This is a genomic window from Prevotella sp. P4-119 (genome assembly GCF_002251345.1).
Classification (GTDB): domain Bacteria; phylum Bacteroidota; class Bacteroidia; order Bacteroidales; family Bacteroidaceae; genus Prevotella.
In genome coordinates, this window is sequence record NZ_NPJB01000084.1 from 138,060 (window position 1) to 156,545 (window position 18,486).

Sequence of the window (18,486 nt, forward strand, 5' to 3'; positions counted from 1 at the left end):
TGGTGGCTGTGATGCTTCCTGTCTGCCTGTGCTTTGCTGTGCCCACAGAGACAATGGCAAAGAAACCTAAGAAACTTGTCATTCTGCATACCAACGATACCCATTCCACCATTCTGCCCGTCAGCGAGCACTTGCCCGATACGATGAAGGCGGGACGTGGCGGCTTTGTGAGACGTGTGGCTATGATCAAAGAAGAGCGTAAGCGCAATCCAGACCTCCTCTATTTCGATAGTGGAGACTTCAGTCAGGGGTCGGCATACTATACCATGTTTAAGGGGGATGTGGAAATCGGTCTGATGAATCTCATGGGACTGGATGCCGTTACGATAGGCAACCATGAGTTTGATTTCGGACTGGAGAATATGGCACGACTGTTTCGTATGGCGAACTTCCCTATCGTGTGTGCCAATTACGACTTCACCGGTACGGTTTGTGAAGATGTGGTGAAACCCTATGTCGTTCTTCATCGCAACGGACTGAAAATTGGGGTGTTCGGACTGTCACCGAAGATGAAGGGGCTTGTGGCTGACAAAAACTGTGAAGGGGTGAAATATCTCGACCCTATAGCAACAGCACGCAAAACAGCTGAGGTGCTGAAGAAGAAAGAAAAGTGTGATGTGGTGATTTGCGTGTCACACATGGGATGGGCTGACGGAAAGGAATATGATGCCAACGTGATACAAGGGTCACGCTATATAGACCTCGTACTGGGGGGACATACCCATACCTATATGAAACATTTGGAATATGTCAAGGACCTTGACGGACATGACGTGCCTGTAGATCAGAATGGTAAACATGCCATCTACGTGGGACGCATTGTGATGAATCTGAAGTAATCGGGCTAGCAGAGATATTGACCCGGTGACGACGGATTCTATTCAAAATAGAAGGTGAGCACCACCATCTTTGTCTGCGCGCTGCTGACACTGCCGGCGAAAGCCTGCTTGTTGGCATCGCGCAGACGGTCTTTATGCCCTCGGTCAAGACTATTGCCCAAACCATAACAGAACTTGAGTTCGGGAATCCACTTGAAGTAGGGTAAGTAGAAATCACAGCCCAAGCCCACTTCGATCATGGTGGTGAAGCGCTTCAAACGGATATAGTCGCTCGAAGGACTCGTCAGATTTACCATCGGACTGATGCCAGCGGTAAGGTAGGGGCGATAGTTGTTCCAACGCTGGGCACTGAACTTGAGGCTTACAGGCACTGCCAGATACGTGTTTTTCAAGTCTTGCGTATATGGGTGGGGATGCCCTTCTGCATCGGTATCCTTCAGATCATGGAATGTGATGTGGTTGGAACCGAAGTGGAGGGCAGGAGATAAACGGAGCGACAAATGCTCGTGTAAGCGCCAATCGGCAAGTACACCGACGGTGAAACCGGTATTCCATCGTTCAGCATCAGTCACGATGAGACGCTCGTGGGGTGTTCCGTCCTCGCTCATGATGGCTTGAAGCCCCACGTTATCCATCTCGATGTCTTGCAGGTGGGTGCCTACCAGTATGCCGAAATGCAATGGGCGCTGATCGATATAGGGTTTGTTCTGCACTCTACGCTGCTGGGCTAAGCCTGTAAGCGTTGTGGTCAGAAATATCGTCAGTAGTATCGTGATTCTAGTCTTCATATTCACAATAACGCTCATTATTAGTGATTTATTGTATTCTCCATGTTTTTTCTTTCCCTATCGCCATGTCGTGATCATTTGTTTTGGGCTTTCTACAATACAAAAAAAACTAAAAAACAATCATCAAAATTAGGTAGTTTCGAAAATAATATATACCTTTGCATCATCAACATTTAGTATTTACATTTAACTAAACAAATATTAAGATTATGGCATACGTAATTGGTGATGACTGTATCGCATGCGGTACATGTATCGATGAGTGTCCCGTAGGAGCTATCTCTGAGGGCGACAAGTATTCAATTGACCCAGATGCTTGCACCGAGTGTGGAACTTGCGCTGGTGTTTGTCCTTCAGAGGCTATCAGCCTGCCTGCATAAGACAATACAAGTCAATAAAGAAATAAGACCCTTCATTTATTTTGAAGGGTTTTTTTATTTCATCACATTCAGAAAACTAACCTTTCAAAGACTATGAATATTGAAACGGTGAGAGACTATTGTCTGTCACTTCCGCTTGTCACAGAAGACTTCCCTTTTGATGACCAGACGCTTGCGTTTCGTATCATGGACAGAATATTTGCGTGCATGGATATGGAACGTCCTGAGTGGGTAACTATGAAATGTAATCCAGACCGTGCACTTGAACTACGAGAAGAATACGTTGAGATTGAAGGGGCATGGCATTGGAACAAAAAATACTGGAACCAAGTCAATCTCTATGGCCACCTTGACGATGAGTTGATACGGTCGCTCATACGACATAGTTATCGTGAAGTGGTGAGAAAACTCAAAAAGGCTGAAAGGCTTGAACACCCCGAAATTACAGACGTTTGTTGAGGTGCTTTCGTCCCTTTTATACCAAATATAACAGATTATTCGCCTACGACTCTATCCGAAACCGGCCGTTTATTACATGCAGGACAGTATTATATGTACAATGACCGATTTGCGTTTATAAAAGTCCAACAATCCCTCTATCTTTGCTCGACAGTAGCTTTCGTGTTAGACCATGGCAGACTCTTACAGCCAAGTCAGTCGTTTCCATAACTCTTCTAAAGGTCCTCGGCTATGATGCCTGAACCAATATTGACAGAATAAATATTGAACGATGACCATAACGATGCCGATAAGTGCTGCATAAGTGGTTCCTACTTTGTGGTAGTATCCAAAACCATAACCACAGAAAATAATGGTACCTATAATGGATTGCAGCAAATAGTTGGTCAGGCTCATGCGACCAAACAGACAGAGATGATGCATTACGCGTTGAAATCTTGGATATGCATACCAGAGGGTGACTATGGTAGAGACGATGCTTGACAGGATAACGAGATTGTAGATAGGAGATAGCCATTTTTCCAATGAACCAAACGGTGTCAGACTCATCAACACAGTAATCCCAACGGAAACAATCAGCACCTGATACCAATAATACAGGTGTTGACCTTCGTTGTAGAACAACCTATGTCTGCCCAACTGCATGCCGAGGATGAATAGGCAGAGTATTTGTGTCAACCGGCCTGTATAGACGAAAAAGAATACGTCGGTAGGGAAACCCAACTTCAAATTGATGAGCGTATTGTGCCAAAAACTGCCATATTGGTGTACTTCACTCATTGTCCCAAACATCTCCCAAAGGTGCGTAGGGTCTATTTCATATCCTGACAATAGGCACATGAGTTCTATCGGTTGAAGCGCTAGGAAGATAATGATAGTCCATACCCAGCGCGATGATAGATGGCTGATGGGGATGAGTAATAAGCCAATGAGTGCATAAATGATGAGAATGTCACCATCATAGAAGGCTACATTGACGATGCCAAAACAGAGTAGGAGGGACATACGCCACGAGAAACGCCAGTCGAACGACTGATGCTTTTGTTGCTGGTTGTCGTTCATGATGAAGAAACTCAAACCGAAAAGCATGGCAAAGATACCATACATCTTACCAGATAGTAGCCATGCCAATGTGTCTGCAACCTGTTGGTCGATTGGCAATGTGTTTGAAATGGGCTGTGACGTGAAGATGTTGAAATGCTCCACAGCATGATAGATGATAATACCTGCCACGGCTATTCCGCGTAAGGCGTCAGCCACGTCAATACGGGTATTGGGTATTCCTTTTGTCTTGTACATAACGATGTGTATTGTTGATGGTGCAAAAGTAGGCATAAAAAGTGAATTGCACAATAGCTCGCTCGTCTTATTCCGTCAGATGAAAACTTTTTCAGATATACCGCATCTTAGTAATTGATGTTATCAAACTAATGATATTCATAATTTAAATTTTCTTGTGATACCCTATGCATAACGGCGTGCTATTTGCACTACGTCTTCTATCATAAATAGTTGGAATGTCTCGAAAAAAAGGAAGAACCATCTTGCGATTGGCCCTTCCTCCCAGTTTAGTCCTTGAAAAATTGGGGTTGCTTATTTAACACCAAGTACTTGTTTGGCAATATCGTTTTCTGGATCGATTTTCAACAGCTTGTGTGCAAATTCTGTTGCTTTTGCCTTATCGTCCTTAGCTACATAGTAGTAAGAGATCATATAGCGATATGCCTCGATCAGACGGGCATTGTCTGCCTTGTCTTTTGTCTCTTTAGGTGCAATCATCTCTTCCAACTTCTGATAGAAGGGAAGTGCGAGACCCAGCTTCTGGTCGGGGTCTTGATATGAGTTTACACGTGCACGCATGAACGTTGCATATTCGATGGCATTCTCATAGCGGTTCTGCAAGTCTTCATATGCTAAATCAGCGTTCTTCAGTTCTTCTTTCTGAGCATCACCTTCCAAGGTTCCTGCTTTCTGGGTGTGAAGCTGACCGAGTTTTGCCAAATCGTTGGCTGTTGGTTTCTCTACAGTTGCAATGTACTCCTTGTGGTATTTGATGGCGTTGTCGAAGTCATCTTTGTTGAGATATGCCTCGGTAATCTGTTCAATGATACCAGCACGCTTATCCTTGTTGTCCATGTCGGGCTGGGCAAGCGCCTTCTCGTACATCTCAATGGCTTTGTCACTCTGCTTAGCACCGTTGTAGGCATTGCCATAGTAAGTGTAGTCGAAGTAAGAGAACTTTGCTGAGTCTGACTGGTTGAAGAGGGCATCTGCATATTTCAGAGCCTGATCATATTCCTTAAGGTCTGTACTGTTGAAGAATGCCAGACGGTTGAAAGCAGCGCTACGTGGCTTGCGGGTCAGACCATATTGAGCAATCTCAAGACTCTTCTGATTCTGCTGTTTGAAGAATGCAGACATGGCATAGTCGCTCAAGTCGCTATCCTCCATCTTCGTCATATCAGCCTTATTGTAGTATTCAAGAGCCTTCTCGAAATCGTTGGCGAGATAGTAGATACGACCTGCAATAGCATCAACAGCTACATCAGGACGCTGTGAGCGGAGCTCCTCAAGTACGCTGATTGCCTCAGAGGGACTGATCTTGCGATATACGTTGGCATACTTGAAATAAGCCTCAGGGTTCTTAGGATCAGCATAGCGAGCCTGTGTGTAGTAAGAGGCTGCTTCACCACCATTGTCACCCAATGCCTGAATATCACCCAGCATGATGAATGCCTCCGCATTCTTGTTCTTGCTGGCTGCGAGAGTGTAGTTAGCAAAAGTACGAGCATTAGCTGTATCCTTGGCTGCATAGAATGCCTTGGCAAAAGCCAACAGGTTGGCAACGTTCTTTTTGTTCTTCTTATAGTAGTTCTTCATCTGCTTGTCGAAGTCGGCAGGTTTGCTACTAATCATCTGTTTTACTGCAGCTACGTCGGCTGCGGTGCCATCCTGGGCGTTGGCCTGTGTGCTGAATCCTATCATCAGCGCACCCATCATTAGGTATTTAATTGTCTTCATAATCTCTTTTTTTATTATGTTAGTTAGACATAAATTTGTTTCTTCTCGTTATTTCACTATCACACTACGTGTTGTCATGTTGCCATAAGCAGGCAGAATTGACGAGTGGTAGATGATAAGCTGACCCTTGGGCGATGCGATATAATTGCTGAAACCGAAAGGCAGACCGCGATAGGAATCATTCAGCAAGCAATATATGGTACGTATCAATGGATAGCTGTCATCATAGATGTAGTATTGATAGGGCTTGTAGCTATTTTCTGGGGTGGCTGTCTCCATACGGCTGACAGACATCACACGGATATTCTTCTTAAAGGTGACGTTGGTCGTGTCACGTTTGTCGTTCAACCAGTTTGAACCGATGATGCCAATGGCATTCTTGGTGCTTTCCACATAGTTGATGACTTCGGCAGATTTCTCTACAGCCTGAATGTTAGGACTGTTGATGGGCTTGCCTCCCAATATGGAATCCTGACAATAGCGAACGGTGCTGGATTTCGGATGGTCGAATACCACTTCTATATCGCCTTGCTTTGAACCAGGATAGATATCACTCCACTTCTTGGCTTCACCACGGAGTATGCGGGCTATATCCTTGACGGTGATACAGGTGTCGGGATTGGATCTGTTGATGATTAGTGCCAAACCATCGTAAGCAATGGGAGCAGACTTCATCGACTTGTATCCTAAGTTTTTGAGTGTGTTAAACTCGTTTTTGGTGTATTGACGAGAGGTAATGGCGAGAAATATCTTTTCCTCCATCAGCATTTTTACGGCATCTTGCTCATTTGTATAGATGGCAGTAAGCTTGGCTTTAGGATGGTCGTTGTTGAACATCTCTACCTCTTCATCGATAATGGGTGCGAAACTATTATCAGAGGCGAAACTAATCGCCCCTGATGATATAGTATCTGCACGAAATTTTTTCGGCTTGCTGTCTTTGCAGGCAGCAAGTCCGAAAATAATTAGTGCTAATCCAACGAAAATGTTGAATGTGTTTCTTCTCATATTACTGAAGTCTGAAGGTTACAGGAAGGGTGTACTTTACACGTACAGCCGAACCATTCTGCTTACCAGGAATCCAGCGTGGCATGCTCTGCACAACGCGCTTGGCTTCCTTGTCGAGTGAAGAGTCAACTGACTTCACAACTTTCACGTCCGTGATAGAACCGTCGCGCTCAACGATGAACGATACGATTACACGACCCTGAATGCCGTTTTCCTCAGCTACTACTGGATATTTGATGCTCTTGTTCAGATACTCGAACAGGGCAGACTGACCACCAGGGTAAGAAGGCATCTGTTCAACAACGTCGAACACCTTGGCTACTTCTTCCTTTGGAGGCTCTGGCTGTGCGATAACCTCTTTAGCTTTCAGCACCTCACCGGCAGCATCGTCATTACCTTTCACGTCGAAAGAACCGATAGCAGTCTTAGTCTTGTTGAGGTCATCCTGTGACTTCAACTCTTCATCAGGCTTTACTTCGGAGTCCTTCTTGATGACAGGAGGAACGAATTTTACCGAACTCTTTACTTTTTCAACAGGTTTGGCTTCCTCGATCTTCACAGGTGCTTTCTTCTCAACTTTTACCTCTTTCTTGGCAATCTGTGAGAGCTCGACATCTGCTGAAATCTCTTCCTTGCTGTTTGCTTCAATGATGGCGTTGACACCTACGATAAGACCGATGGCAGCAGCCAGGATCACCATGATGATAATTGAATACACGTTACGTGATCCTGTGTTCTTGCGCAGCTTGTAAGCACCGTATTCCTTGTTTCTTCCTTCGAAGACAAGGTCAACCCATCCATTGTCAATCAAATCTATTTTAGACATAGTTTCTTGCTTTTAGATGTTACTTAATGTCATTTACTTGATACCCTTAGCTTTGAGAAGCTTCATGTCGTCGGGGCTAATCTCGTCGATGACGTACTTACCGATACTGCAAATCTGCATCTCATCCAGTGCAGTGACCATGTTCTCGTAGCTTGACGCATCGGTCGGCTTGATAATAATGGTCAGTGTAGGAACTTTCTCGCCATTGAGCAGTTCACCGTTACGAATCTTTGACAACTCATTGTTGTAAGTAGAATCGGGCATTTCTGTCTCCTTCTTTTTCTTGTCCAACTCAAGTTTTGCCAGGCGAATCTTTGCTACAGGAATGATACCTTCCTCTGTACGATGCTCGGTAATGATCTTACGGATACCATCTTTACCCCATGTAGTTTCCTTCATGCAGGTTGGATCGTCATACTTGGGAATACCCTTGATGTAGTAGATTTTGTTGTCGCCACCAAGATAAAAAGTAATGGTGTGTGACTCTTTGGTTGCGTTCTTATCCGCATCGCTGATGTTCTTGTCGTTACTTGGCATGGTCAGCTGCATGGCCTGCGGCTTGCTCAAAGACGTACAGAGCATGAAGAACGTGATAAGAAGCATCATCATGTCCACCATCGGCGTGAAATCGACGCGTACATTGACTTTCTTCTGTTTACTTGCTTTTTGCTTTGCCATTCTTTACTCCTCCGCTTCTTTAAACGATGTAATCAACTGATAACGGTTCTCATCCATAGAGCGCAGTTCTGACATGACGGTCTTAACAACCTTATAAGGTGTCTTTGAGTCTGCATTGATGCAGATCTTCATGTCTTCACCTGCGTCGAGCGCAGTTCTTACCCACAACTGGAATTCACTCATGCCTTTTGTACCGTCACCATTGGCGATACTGTCGGTGGGAATACCTTTGGTGGCCAGTGTCTCAGCCAACTTGCTCTGAGGCAGTGAGAGATACTGTTCCAACTCGTTCATGGGTACACCAAACTGTGTCTCTTCCAAGAACTTCTGCTGAAGGGCAGGGCTGAGGTTTACACCGAACTTGTCGGTCATATCCAACAGCGTTGTCTTCAGATAGTTCACATTGTCCATGCTCATGAACACCTTACCCTGAGGGTTGATGGTGATGTTCAGAACATTGTTCTCTGGAACCTTGACCTTAGCGGCTGACTGTGGTGTGTTGACCTTTACTGGTTCATTCTTCACGAATGTAGATGTCATCATGAAGAACGTCAGCAAAAGCACCATCACGTCAGACATTGGGGTCATGTCTATCCAGACGTCGCTTTTCTTAATTTTTACTTTACCCATAGTGATAAAATTTTAAAGGGTTAGCAAAAATTAAGCCTCTTCTGTGTGGTTTGCTTCGTAAGTCTGAGCAATTGAGTAACCAACCTCGTCGAGGGCGAATGTCAACTTGTCAATCTTGTTGGTGTAGTAGTTGTAAGCTACAACAGCTACCCAAGAGGTCAAAATACCAGATGCGGTATTAACCAGGGCCTCAGAAATACCGAGTGACAGAGCCTGTGAGTCAGCACCACCACCAGCGGCCAGAGCGGCGAATGAACGGATCATACCTACAACGGTTCCGAACAGAGCGGTCAGAGTACCGAGGGTAACGATAGTAGCGATGATAGGCATGTTCATGGTCAGAGTAGGCATCTCCAGCTGAGTAGCCTCTTCGTGAGCCTGCTGGATCTTAGCTACTTTCTGAGCCTTCTTGATACCAGAAACAGCTTCCATCTCCTTGTAAGCACGGAGAGAAGCACCTACTACGTTAGCAACAGAACCGCGCTGCTTGTCGCAGAGCTCCTGAGCCTTTACGAAATCATTAGCGTTAAGAGCAGCCTTGATGTTAGCCACGAACTTAGGGAGTTTGCCCTTACCAAAAGCGGTGTTCAGAGCCAGACCACGCTCGATAGACAGAGCGATTACTGAGAACAGCAGGGTAAGGATCACAGGTACAACGACACCACCTTTGTAGATGGTACCCCACATGTTACCGTCGATAACTTCACCGTTTGCAGGGTTGATGTGATCTGCATTACCGAGGAAGTACTTGAAGAAACATACTGCGAGAACGAAGCAGACAGCGATAATCCAGAATGCTCCTTTTACTCCCTGAAAGCCCTGGCCCTTCTTGGCGGGGGCTGCTTTTTTTGTAGTTGCCATAATTTTGAATGTAATTTTAGTTATTAAATAAAGTTATATATCTTTCTGATTTAGCGTACTTTGCGGTTTCTAGACAGTCGTAATAAAGCAGTTTTGCCTCTATAACTGAAAGCAAAGATAATCATTTGCGCCGTACAATTGTTATAATTAAGAACTTTTAACTAGTTAATAATTCTTTTTTTTATTTCAGCAGGGCTAATGTCTCCTTGATTCTGCGCATGGCTTCGATGATATTTTCGTCGCTTGTTGCATAGCTCATGCGGAAGCAGTCTGGATCACCGAATGCGTCACCGCCAACGGTTGCCACGTGACCTTTTTCGAGGAGGAAGAGGGCGAGGTCGCTGGAGTTGTTGATGGTGGTGCTTTCGTAACTCTTTCCATAGAAGCTGCTGCATTTGGGGAAGAGATAGAATGCACCTTGCGGTACGTTGACTTCGAGTCCTGGTATGTCTTGCGCGAGCTTGACAATAAGGTTGCGGCGGCGTTCAAAGGCCTGACGCATCTGCTCTACGCATTCCTGACTTTGTGTGTATGCGAACTCTGCTGCTTTCTGACTTACGGAGCATGGACCGCTGGTGTATTGTCCTTGCAACTTGTTGCAACCTTTGACAATCCATTCGGGTGCGGCGATGTAACCGATGCGCCAACCTGTCATAGCATATGCTTTTGATACTCCGTTGACGATGATGCTGCGCTCTTTCATGCCGGGGAACTGGGCGATGCTCTCGTGGTGTCCTACGTAGTTGATGTGCTCGTAGATTTCGTCTGCTAATACGAAGAGGTCATCGTGACGTTTGATAACTTCTGCAAGTCCTGCAAGTTCTTCCTTGGTATATACGCTACCTGTTGGATTGCTTGGTGAGCAGAGGATGAGCAAGCGTGTCTTGGGGGTGATGGCAGCTTCAAGTTGTTCGGGAGTCATCTTGAAGTTTTGCTCGAATCCAGCTTCTACGATGACAGGTGTGCCTCCTGCCAATTTTACCATCTGCGGATAGCTTACCCAATATGGGGCAGGTATGATGACTTCGTCGCCGGGATTGACAAGTGCCATGACGGTGTTGCAGACGCTCTGCTTGGCACCGTTTGATACAAGTACCTCGTTGACGGTATAGTCAAGTCCGTTTTCGTTTTTGAGTTTTTCTACGATGGCCTTGCGCAAATCAGCGTATCCAGGTACTGGTGAGTATCTGGAGTAATTGTCGTCGATAGCTTTTTTTGCGGCCTCTTTGATGTGGTCCGGTGTGTTGAAGTCAGGTTCTCCGACGCTCATGTTTATAACGTCGATGCCTTGCGCTTTCATCTCTGAGCTCTTCTGCGACATTGCGAGTGTTGCAGAAGGAGCCAACCGTTGGAGTCGGTCTGATAGTTGTGCCATGTTATTTTTGTATAAGTAGAATTGTTTGCAAAATTAGTCAATTATTTCTTTTTTACGAAAGAAATTAGTTGATTTTTACCTTTTTCGTATTAAAATACAATGAATTGGTTATTATTTGAGGTGCAGGGTGTGTCCCATGCGGTTTTTCTTCGTTTCAAGATAATGTCTGTTGAACTTGTTTGGAGTTACTTCAATGGGGACATTTTCAACGATTTCCAGTCCGTAACCTTCAAGACCGACGCGTTTTACGGGGTTGTTGGTGAGCAGTCGCATCTTGCGTACGCCGAGGTGGCGGAGCATCTGTGCGCCACAGCCATAATCTCGCTCGTCGGCTTTGAAGCCAAGGTGTAGGTTGGCATCTACTGTGTCGAGGCCTTCTTCTTGCAGTTTGTAGGCTGCAATCTTGTTCATCAGTCCGATACCGCGACCTTCTTGCTGCATATAGATTACCACGCCTTTGCCTTCTTTTTCAATGGCTTGCATGGCTTTGTGAAGTTGTTCTCCACAGTCGCATCGCATGGAACCGAGGATATCGCCAGTCATGCATGATGAGTGTACGCGTACGAGTACAGGTTCGTCTTCTTTCCATTCGCCTTTGATGAGTGCCATGTGTTCCAGCCCATTGCTGTTTTGGCGGAATGGGATGAGTCGGAAATGTCCGTATTCGGTGGGCATATCTACCTCTTCGCCTACTTCGATGATAGATTCTTTTTGCAGGCGGTAGGCTATCATGTCTTTGATGGTGATAACCTTCAAATCATGCTTTCTGGCAAATGCTATAAGTTCTGGCAGACGAGCCATGGTACCATCGTCGTTCATGATTTCCATGAGTGCTCCGGCGGGATAGAGTCCTGCCATGTGACAAAGGTCGATGGCGGCTTCGGTGTGTCCGCATCTGCGAAGTACTCCGTTGTCTTGTGCATAGAGTGGGTTGACATGTCCGGGGCGTCCAAAAGTCTGTGGTGTGGCGTTGGGGTCGGCTAATGCCTTAATGGTGGCAGCGCGGTCATGTGCAGACACGCCAGTCGAGCATCCTTCGATCTTGTCGATGGTGACGGTGAATGGAGTGCCGAGCAGCGAGGTGTTGTCCTGTACTTGGTGTGGCAGGTCGAGTTCGATGCTACGGCTGATGGTGACAGGTGCGCAGAGTACGCCACGTGCGTATTTCAGCATGAAGTTCACCATTTCTGGAGTGATTTTCTCTGCTGCACAGATGAGGTCGCCCTCGTTCTCGCGGTCTTCATCATCTACAACGATGACGAATTTGCCTTCGCGGAAGTCGTGAATGGCTTCCTCTACGGTATTTACTTTGAGTTTCTCCATATTGTAATTTTCTTTTTATACCTTATTTATATATAAATATTATGTTTCTTATGGTTATTGAATTCCTGTTTTGTCGTGATTGTCTAGGTTTTTTTCAGACTATTATAGTCTGTACCTGTTATTTCGGCTATTCGTTTGACAATGAGTTCGTTGTTTGTTGTGATGGCCGTGAGGTCTTTATACAATCGGAACCTGAACTGGCACATGCGGAGGTAGAATATGATGCCTGTTGGTAAGAATATTCCCGTGATGGCGTTGAGCCATTTGCGCCGGAAGGGCCGAGTGTGTGCATGGGTTGCAACGATGGGGAATCTGTTGAGGTAGGTAATGATGGCACGGTCTCGTGTGTTCATCAAATCTCGTATGATGTTTTCCTGCATTTCGTTGATGCGCTCGATGTTCTGGTCGTTGCCTGGACGGAAAAATACCTTGATAGGGTTGGGTAGGCGCAGCAGCCTGTGTTCGGTGTTATACTGTTGTATTTCGTTGTTGATGTGTAATAACAGCTGTGCATCGTTGATGTAGGATGGATCTTCGATGATGACCTCCTTACTGCTGATGTGTCGTTTGGATCTCAGGCCGAGTATGCGCATGAGAATTGATTTGTAGAGGTCGATATTGAATACTACCGAGTCGTTGTTGGCCTTGTAGGTGAAGAATACTGCGATGGGGGTGAGGATTGCTGTTCCCATGAGTTTTCCGAACCATACTGTCCAGTTGTCGTCACGTGCCATTTTCATTCCTGTGTTCTCGAGTATGAAGTATATGATGAACACGATGACTGATATGATTACCGGTATTCCCAGTCCACCCTTGCGGATGATGGCTCCGAGCGGTGCTCCGATAAAGAAGAATATGAGGCACGATAGTGATAGTGTGATCTTGTTGATGGCTTCTATCTCGTGCAATCTTTCGTTTCGGTTGAGATAAGTAGAATAGTCGGCTTTGAAATCGAGGTCTATTGCTGCCATTTGTGCATTGTCGGCAGCTCGCTTGATGACACTCTGTTTGACGTCAACCGGTAGCTTTGTGAAGGCTGAGTCGAAATTGAGTTGTCCTTTACTGATGTCTGCCATGACTTTGAGAGAGTCTTTCTTGTTGAACGAAGGCAGTCGCAGGTAGTTGTTTTGTGCTTCGTGAAAGACTGCGTGTCCTACCGAATCGTTGAATTCCCTAATGGAGTCTAAGTCGTGGAGTATCTGGCGCATGCCTTTTGAGCGTGCGTCAGTGGCTATGCCTCCTGCGTCAGCCATATTGAAGTCGCCGTCGAAGTCGAGTAGGATGCGCTTCTTGGAGAATGTCTCTCGTCGGTAGGGCACATTGGCAGGGCCGGCAATGTCTTGTTGTCTCATGTTTTCAAACCATTCGCCGCTGTAGAGTGTCAGCAGAATGTGTTTCTTCTCTGCGGTGGATTGCATGGTGCCTGAGTCTGCCAGGATGATGGCATGGTCGTCGTAGCCGCCGTTGATGCGGAATATCATGAGTCCGTAGAGTTTTCCTGTGTTGAGGTCTTTTTTCTGAACGTAGATATTTGAACCGCTTACGCCATCATAGAAGATTCCTTCTGGGATTTCCACTTCGGGGTTTTTCTGCTTCATCGACATGAGCAGTTGTCGGAATGACACGAACGACTCTGGTCCCACTACTTCTTGGAAATAGAACGAAATGCAACTGATGCAGCAGACAATGGCGATGAGTGACCGCATGGACTGTATGAGTGAGATTCCGGCAGCTTTGATGGCGGTAAGTTCTGAGCTCTCACCGAGGTTGCCGAAGGCAATGAGTGAACTTAGAAGAATGGCAAGAGGGAAGGCCTGAGGCATGAGCATCAGTCCCATATACCAGAAAAACTGTGCCAGAATATCGAGCGACAGTCCTTTTCCGATCAGTTCGTCCACGTATCGCCATAAGAACTGCATCATAAGCACGAACTGGCAGATGAAGAAGGTTCCTACGAATAGCAGTCCAAACTGCTTAGCGATAAATATGTCTAATTTCTTAATTCGAAACATTCATGAATGTGCTTTCAGACTGCAAAATTACTATAAAAATGTCAGAGCACGGCAATAATTTCGTTTTTTTTATCGTTTCAGGCGCATATATAATGTATGGCCATGGTTTTATGGTCGTCGTGAAGGGTGTGCGACTATAGTCCGCTGACACGGTGCAGGCGCTCCATGTTGTCGTCCCAAAGGTTGCTGAGGTCGTCGATGTCCTCGTCGTCGGCATAGTCGGTAATGACAAGATTGATGTGTCCGGTCAATTCGCTCTGTTCGATGCGTATTTCCCAGTATGCCTGTGGGTCTACTTCCTGATAGTCCCATTTTAGTCGGATATAACAGGGCTTGACGATTTCCAATACTTCTGAGACTTTTGTGTCGCGTTCAGTCCAGGGTTTTCCCCAGGTAAAGGTCCAGTGGTTTCCGTCTTCCGTCACGCTGTCTGCAAGCCATTTTTGCATGCCTGCTGCATTACCAATCATGTCCCAAACTATTTTTGGCGATTTTGCTGAAACGGAGTATTCTTTCTTTAGAATATGCATGGTTTCTTCGTTTTTTGGTTTGTTTCTGTTGCAAAAATACAAAAAAACACTGAAATAGCAATGTTTTTTTTGAAAAAAATTTTGGTATTTAAAAAGATTGTATTACCTTTGCACCCGCTTAACAGCCAATGGCGGGGTAGCTCAGCTGGTTAGAGCGTCGGATTCATAATCCGGAGGTCGAGGGTTCGGGTCCCCCTCCCGCTACTGAATAATTTAAATTGTCCTTTGCAATTGTAATGGTTGCAAAGGTTTTTTTGTTTCAATTCTAAGTGAGCGCAACTCGCTCTTGTCATCCTTTCTTCGGCTCACCCGATAAATCTTCTCCTAATGTCCTCCCATTCTTGTTCGCAAGTTTTGGAACTTTATTTGGGACTTACTTGGGACTTACTTCGGACATATTGCGAAAGTATCGATGTCGGCTTATTGACGATTAGTCCCGAACGCATCCCGAACGCATCCCGAACGCATCGGTGCGCTAATAGATTGATGAAAATAGAGATTGCCCTTCAGTTTGAAAAACCTTGGTTGCAATATGTTTGCAGACTGTAAATCGCTTCTCTTTGGAGCCTATGTAAATGGCTCGTGACCTATTCCATATCAGTAAAATGCGATAAAACCCGATTTTTTTCATAAAACAAGATACAATGTGGCGTCTTTTTTGTAATTTTGCAGAGCGTTTTGAGAAACGCAGGTTTAGACAAACATTATAACGTTATATCATTTTATGGCAGATTCAAAGAAAATTAAGACAGCGCTGATCTCCGTGTTCCATAAAGATGGACTCGAAGAACTGCTTAAAAAACTCAACGAAGAGGGCGTAAAGTTCCTCTCTACTGGCGGTACACAGACCTTTATCGAAAGCCTCGGCTATGCATGTGAAAAGGTAGAAAATGTAACAACCTATCCTTCTATTCTTGGCGGACGTGTCAAGACTTTGCATCCTAAAGTGTTTGGTGGAATCCTCGGTCGTCGCGACAATGAAGGTGACCGCGAGCAAATGGCACAATATGAGATACCCGAGATCGACCTCGTTATTGTGGACCTCTATCCTTTCGAGCAGACTGTAGCCAGTGGCGCAAGCGATGCCGATATTATCGAGAAGATTGATATAGGCGGTATTTCGCTCATCCGTGCAGGAGCCAAGAATTTCAACGACGTAGTTATCGTGCCTTCAAAGGCAGAATATAGTGTGCTGCTCGACATCCTCAACAAGCAGGGTGCAGAGACCACCAAGGAGCAGCGCCGCATGTTCGCTACTCGTGCTTTCGGCGTCAGCAGCCATTACGACACCGCTATTCATGCGTGGTTCGAGAAATAAGCATACTACAATTTAACGAACGAAACAGACTAATATGGGATTTTTTAGCTTTGTCCAGGAAATAGCCATGGACCTTGGAACGGCAAACACCATCATTATCAGTGATGATAAGATCGTTGTTGATGAGCCGTCCGTAGTGGCTCTCGATCGCCGCACCGACAAGATGATTGCCGTAGGCAATGAGGCCAAGATGATGTATGAGAAGACTCATGAGAATATTCGCACCATCCGTCCTTTGCGCGACGGTGTGATTGCCGACTTCTCTGCCTGCGAGCAGATGATGCGCGGACTTATCAAAATGGTGCATACTGGTTCAAGACTCTTCTCACCCTCACTCCGTATGGTCATCGGTGTACCTTCGGGATCCACCGAAGTAGAACTTCGTGCCGTTCGCGACTCAGCAGAACATGCCGACGGACGTGACGTATATCTGATTTTCGAACCCATGGCAGCAGCCATCGGTATCGGTATTGATGTTGAGGCACCAGAAGGTAACATGATTGTTGATATAGGTGGTGGCTCTACCGAAATTGCAGTAATCTCACTCGGCGGTATCGTCAGCAACAACTCCATCCGTACTGCCGGCGACGACCTTACTGCCGATATTCAGGAATATATGGCACGTCAGCACAATGTGAAAGTCAGCGAGCGAATGGCAGAGCGTATCAAGATCAACGTAGGTTCTGCCCTTACCGATCTTGGTAGCGAAGCCCCTGAGGATTATGTTGTGCATGGACCTAACCGCATTACCGCATTGCCCATGGAAGTGCCCGTATGCTATCAGGAGATTGCGCATTGTATTGACAAAACTATCGCCAAGATTGAGAATGCAGTACTCTCAGCACTTGAGAACACTCCACCTGAACTGTATGCCGACATCGTTAAAAACGGTATCTATCTCTCAGGTGGTGGAGCACAGTTGCGAGGACTCGATCGTCGTCTGACAGACAAGATCAATATTCCATTCCACGTAGCAGAAGATCCATTACACTCAGTAGCAAGAGGTGCTGGCGTCGCTCTGAAGAATATCAACCGTTTCTCATTCTTGATGCGATAACACGAAATGCAAAACCTGCTGGAGTTTCTGCAAAAGTACCATCATTGGTTTCTTTTCGTATTGCTTGAAATCGTCAGCCTTGTATTGCTGTTCCGATACAACAGCTATCAAGGTAGCGCATGGCTATCATCAGCCAACGCCGTGGCAGGACATGTCAATAGCGAAAGAGCAAGGGTGGAATCGTTCTTCTCGCTCACCAAGGTCAATAAAGACCTTACCTTGCGCAATTTCTACCTTGAAAGACAGGTGACACAGCTGCGAAAACTATATGCCGAGCTTACCGGCGATACAACCGCAGCAGAACGACAGGAACTCCAAATGCTCAGCCATTATGAGCTCATACCGGCCAAAGTGGTTACCAATGAGCTCAACCGTCCAGACAACCTGATGACCATCGACCGTGGAGCAGCCGATGGCGTCGAGGTTGGAATGGGTGTGGCATGCGGACAGGGAATTGTTGGCATTACTTATCTCGTCTCCGACCATTATTCCGTCCTCATCCCAGTACTCAATACTACTTCGCGCATCAGTTGCGCCATACGAGGAAGAGGATATTTCGGCGTATTACGATGGGATGGAAAAGATCCTAACGTAGCCTATCTTGAAGATATTCCCCGACATGCACGTTTTAATCGAGGAGATAAGGTGGAAACCAACGGATACTCCAGCATCTTCCCACCAGGAGTTATCGTAGGAAAGGTTAGCACAGTCTATAACTCTGCCGACGGACTATCATATCGCGTCAAGGTGGAACTCTTTACCGACTTCGGTTGCATTCGCGACGTTGTCGTCATTAGCGATAAAACCATCGGGGAACGCACACGGCTGCTTCAGGCTGCACGCGATTCCCTCAAACTTAATGTGAAGGAATAAAAAGGCAAATGTCTATCGATGTGTTGAAACGGGCAGGACTGTTCATCGCCTATGTCTTGGTACAGGCGATGGTACTCGGGCGTATCCATCTCTTCGGATTTGCTACCCCGTTGCTTTATGTCTATTTCGTGGTCAAATTCCCACGCAACTACCCTAAATGGGGAATCCTTGTATGGAGTTTCTCGCTTGGATTGGCTATCGACATCTTCTGCAACACTCCTGGGGTGGCAGCAGGAGCTCTGACACTTATCGGAGCTTTGCAACCTTATATCTTCCAACTCTTCGTGCCACGAGATTCTGTTGACGATCTTGTACCAGCCATCCGGACAATCGGATTAGCTAAGTTTGCATACTACGTCACCATACTCGTCCTGGCCTACTGTATTGTATTCTTCTCGCTTGAAACATTCTCATATTTTGATATAGTGGAATGGATGATGTGTGTATTTGGTAGCGCTGTATTTACTTTAGCGCTGATAATGACTTTCGAGAGCGTTAGAGGATAAAT

19 protein-coding genes and 1 tRNA gene are annotated in these 18,486 nt (G+C 45.9%); 8 read left to right on the forward strand and 12 right to left on the reverse strand.

The features are described from left to right. Positions 1–11 precede the first annotated feature (11 nt). Positions 12–839 (forward strand): bifunctional UDP-sugar hydrolase/5'-nucleotidase, encoded by an 828-nt coding sequence (locus tag CIK89_RS10055; protein WP_254046670.1) that lies wholly within the window; start codon positions 12–14, stop codon positions 837–839. A gap of 38 nt (positions 840–877) precedes the next feature. Here CIK89_RS10055 and CIK89_RS10060 read toward each other — a convergent pair whose 3' ends face one another. Next, positions 878–1,627 (reverse strand): porin family protein, encoded by a 750-nt coding sequence (locus CIK89_RS10060; protein WP_094391306.1) that lies wholly within the window; start codon positions 1,625–1,627, stop codon positions 878–880. Positions 1,628–1,836: 209 nt separating this feature from the next. Here CIK89_RS10060 and CIK89_RS10065 point away from each other — a divergent pair, with 209 nt between their 5' ends. Next, entirely contained in the window at positions 1,837–2,007 is a 171-nt protein-coding gene (locus CIK89_RS10065; RefSeq protein WP_094391225.1) for a 4Fe-4S binding protein, read from the forward strand. Positions 2,008–2,100: 93 nt separating this feature from the next. Beyond that, the gene (locus CIK89_RS10070) at positions 2,101–2,466 is read left to right on the forward strand and encodes an MmcQ/YjbR family DNA-binding protein (RefSeq protein ID WP_094391226.1); all 366 of its coding nucleotides are present in this window, start codon (positions 2,101–2,103) and stop codon (positions 2,464–2,466) included. Between the two features lie 183 nt (positions 2,467–2,649). On the opposite strand, the gene CIK89_RS10075 is transcribed toward CIK89_RS10070, so the two are convergent. The 11 genes from CIK89_RS10075 to CIK89_RS10125 all read right to left on the reverse strand — a co-directional run bounded on the left by CIK89_RS10075 (position 2,650) and on the right by CIK89_RS10125 (position 14,730). Further along, positions 2,650–3,765: a DUF418 domain-containing protein gene (locus CIK89_RS10075; RefSeq protein ID WP_094391227.1), complete on the reverse strand. Its 1,116-nt coding sequence runs from the start codon at positions 3,763–3,765 to the stop codon at positions 2,650–2,652. A 294-nt stretch (positions 3,766–4,059) separates the two neighbouring features. After that, positions 4,060–5,487, reverse strand: coding sequence for a hypothetical protein (locus CIK89_RS10080; protein WP_094391228.1), 1,428 nt, complete (start codon positions 5,485–5,487; stop codon positions 4,060–4,062). 48 nt (positions 5,488–5,535) lie between these two features. Next, positions 5,536–6,495, reverse strand: a complete 960-nt coding sequence (locus tag CIK89_RS10085) for a PstS family phosphate ABC transporter substrate-binding protein (RefSeq protein ID WP_094391229.1) — start codon at positions 6,493–6,495, stop codon at positions 5,536–5,538. A 1-nt stretch (position 6,496) separates the two neighbouring features. Next, positions 6,497–7,321: an energy transducer TonB gene (locus tag CIK89_RS10090; RefSeq protein ID WP_094391230.1), complete on the reverse strand. Its 825-nt coding sequence runs from the start codon at positions 7,319–7,321 to the stop codon at positions 6,497–6,499. 33 nt (positions 7,322–7,354) lie between these two features. Next, positions 7,355–7,999, reverse strand: coding sequence for a biopolymer transporter ExbD (locus tag CIK89_RS10095; protein ID WP_094391231.1), 645 nt, complete (start codon positions 7,997–7,999; stop codon positions 7,355–7,357). Between the two features lie 3 nt (positions 8,000–8,002). Continuing rightward, on the reverse strand, positions 8,003–8,629 hold the full coding sequence (locus CIK89_RS10100) for a biopolymer transporter ExbD (RefSeq protein ID WP_094391232.1): 627 nt from the start codon (positions 8,627–8,629) through the stop codon (positions 8,003–8,005). Between the two features lie 30 nt (positions 8,630–8,659). Beyond that, positions 8,660–9,490, reverse strand: coding sequence for a MotA/TolQ/ExbB proton channel family protein (locus CIK89_RS10105; protein WP_094391233.1), 831 nt, complete (start codon positions 9,488–9,490; stop codon positions 8,660–8,662). A gap of 181 nt (positions 9,491–9,671) precedes the next feature. Continuing rightward, entirely contained in the window at positions 9,672–10,865 is a 1,194-nt protein-coding gene (locus CIK89_RS10110; protein ID WP_094391234.1) for a pyridoxal phosphate-dependent aminotransferase, read from the reverse strand. Positions 10,866–10,976: 111 nt separating this feature from the next. Continuing rightward, positions 10,977–12,188, reverse strand: a complete 1,212-nt coding sequence (locus CIK89_RS10115; protein WP_094391235.1) for a bifunctional 3,4-dihydroxy-2-butanone-4-phosphate synthase/GTP cyclohydrolase II — start codon at positions 12,186–12,188, stop codon at positions 10,977–10,979. An 83-nt stretch (positions 12,189–12,271) separates the two neighbouring features. Then, the gene (locus CIK89_RS10120) at positions 12,272–14,200 is read right to left on the reverse strand and encodes an LptF/LptG family permease (RefSeq protein ID WP_094391236.1); all 1,929 of its coding nucleotides are present in this window, start codon (positions 14,198–14,200) and stop codon (positions 12,272–12,274) included. Between the two features lie 134 nt (positions 14,201–14,334). Further along, a complete protein-coding gene (locus CIK89_RS10125; RefSeq protein ID WP_094391237.1) occupies positions 14,335–14,730 on the reverse strand; it encodes an START-like domain-containing protein in 396 nt (131 codons plus the stop codon). A 130-nt stretch (positions 14,731–14,860) separates the two neighbouring features. On the opposite strand from CIK89_RS10125, the gene CIK89_RS10130 reads away from it, so the two are divergent. The 5 genes from CIK89_RS10130 (at position 14,861) to mreD (ending at position 18,484) form a co-directional block, all read left to right on the forward strand. Next, positions 14,861–14,934, forward strand: a tRNA-Met gene (locus CIK89_RS10130). A gap of 520 nt (positions 14,935–15,454) precedes the next feature. Next, on the forward strand, positions 15,455–16,048 hold the full coding sequence (locus CIK89_RS10135) for an IMP cyclohydrolase (protein ID WP_094391238.1): 594 nt from the start codon (positions 15,455–15,457) through the stop codon (positions 16,046–16,048). Positions 16,049–16,082: 34 nt separating this feature from the next. Further along, positions 16,083–17,105 (forward strand): rod shape-determining protein, encoded by a 1,023-nt coding sequence (locus CIK89_RS10140; RefSeq protein WP_094391239.1) that lies wholly within the window; start codon positions 16,083–16,085, stop codon positions 17,103–17,105. 6 nt (positions 17,106–17,111) lie between these two features. Beyond that, positions 17,112–17,978: a rod shape-determining protein MreC gene (gene mreC / locus CIK89_RS10145; RefSeq protein WP_094391240.1), complete on the forward strand. Its 867-nt coding sequence runs from the start codon at positions 17,112–17,114 to the stop codon at positions 17,976–17,978. 8 nt (positions 17,979–17,986) lie between these two features. After that, positions 17,987–18,484: a rod shape-determining protein MreD gene (mreD, locus tag CIK89_RS10150; protein WP_094391241.1), complete on the forward strand. Its 498-nt coding sequence runs from the start codon at positions 17,987–17,989 to the stop codon at positions 18,482–18,484. Positions 18,485–18,486: the final 2 nt, after the last annotated feature.

Excerpts from the sequence above, each read along its gene's own strand:
- CIK89_RS10055 (WP_254046670.1), top strand. The coding sequence starts at position 12 with ATGCTTCCTGTCTGCCTGTGCTTTGCTGTGCCCACAGAGACAATGGCA.
- CIK89_RS10060 (WP_094391306.1), bottom strand. The coding sequence starts at position 1,627 with ATGAAGACTAGAATCACGATACTACTGACGATATTTCTGACCACAACG.
- CIK89_RS10065 (WP_094391225.1), top strand. The coding sequence starts at position 1,837 with ATGGCATACGTAATTGGTGATGACTGTATCGCATGCGGTACATGTATC.
- CIK89_RS10070 (WP_094391226.1), top strand. The coding sequence starts at position 2,101 with ATGAATATTGAAACGGTGAGAGACTATTGTCTGTCACTTCCGCTTGTC.
- CIK89_RS10075 (WP_094391227.1), bottom strand. The coding sequence starts at position 3,765 with ATGTACAAGACAAAAGGAATACCCAATACCCGTATTGACGTGGCTGAC.
- CIK89_RS10080 (WP_094391228.1), bottom strand. The coding sequence starts at position 5,487 with ATGAAGACAATTAAATACCTAATGATGGGTGCGCTGATGATAGGATTC.
- CIK89_RS10085 (WP_094391229.1), bottom strand. The coding sequence starts at position 6,495 with ATGAGAAGAAACACATTCAACATTTTCGTTGGATTAGCACTAATTATT.
- CIK89_RS10090 (WP_094391230.1), bottom strand. The coding sequence starts at position 7,321 with ATGTCTAAAATAGATTTGATTGACAATGGATGGGTTGACCTTGTCTTC.
- CIK89_RS10095 (WP_094391231.1), bottom strand. The coding sequence starts at position 7,999 with ATGGCAAAGCAAAAAGCAAGTAAACAGAAGAAAGTCAATGTACGCGTC.
- CIK89_RS10100 (WP_094391232.1), bottom strand. The coding sequence starts at position 8,629 with ATGGGTAAAGTAAAAATTAAGAAAAGCGACGTCTGGATAGACATGACC.
- CIK89_RS10105 (WP_094391233.1), bottom strand. The coding sequence starts at position 9,490 with ATGGCAACTACAAAAAAAGCAGCCCCCGCCAAGAAGGGCCAGGGCTTT.
- CIK89_RS10110 (WP_094391234.1), bottom strand. The coding sequence starts at position 10,865 with ATGGCACAACTATCAGACCGACTCCAACGGTTGGCTCCTTCTGCAACA.
- CIK89_RS10115 (WP_094391235.1), bottom strand. The coding sequence starts at position 12,188 with ATGGAGAAACTCAAAGTAAATACCGTAGAGGAAGCCATTCACGACTTC.
- CIK89_RS10120 (WP_094391236.1), bottom strand. The coding sequence starts at position 14,200 with ATGTTTCGAATTAAGAAATTAGACATATTTATCGCTAAGCAGTTTGGA.
- CIK89_RS10125 (WP_094391237.1), bottom strand. The coding sequence starts at position 14,730 with ATGCATATTCTAAAGAAAGAATACTCCGTTTCAGCAAAATCGCCAAAA.
- CIK89_RS10135 (WP_094391238.1), top strand. The coding sequence starts at position 15,455 with ATGGCAGATTCAAAGAAAATTAAGACAGCGCTGATCTCCGTGTTCCAT.
- CIK89_RS10140 (WP_094391239.1), top strand. The coding sequence starts at position 16,083 with ATGGGATTTTTTAGCTTTGTCCAGGAAATAGCCATGGACCTTGGAACG.
- mreC (WP_094391240.1), top strand. The coding sequence starts at position 17,112 with ATGCAAAACCTGCTGGAGTTTCTGCAAAAGTACCATCATTGGTTTCTT.
- mreD (WP_094391241.1), top strand. The coding sequence starts at position 17,987 with ATGTCTATCGATGTGTTGAAACGGGCAGGACTGTTCATCGCCTATGTC.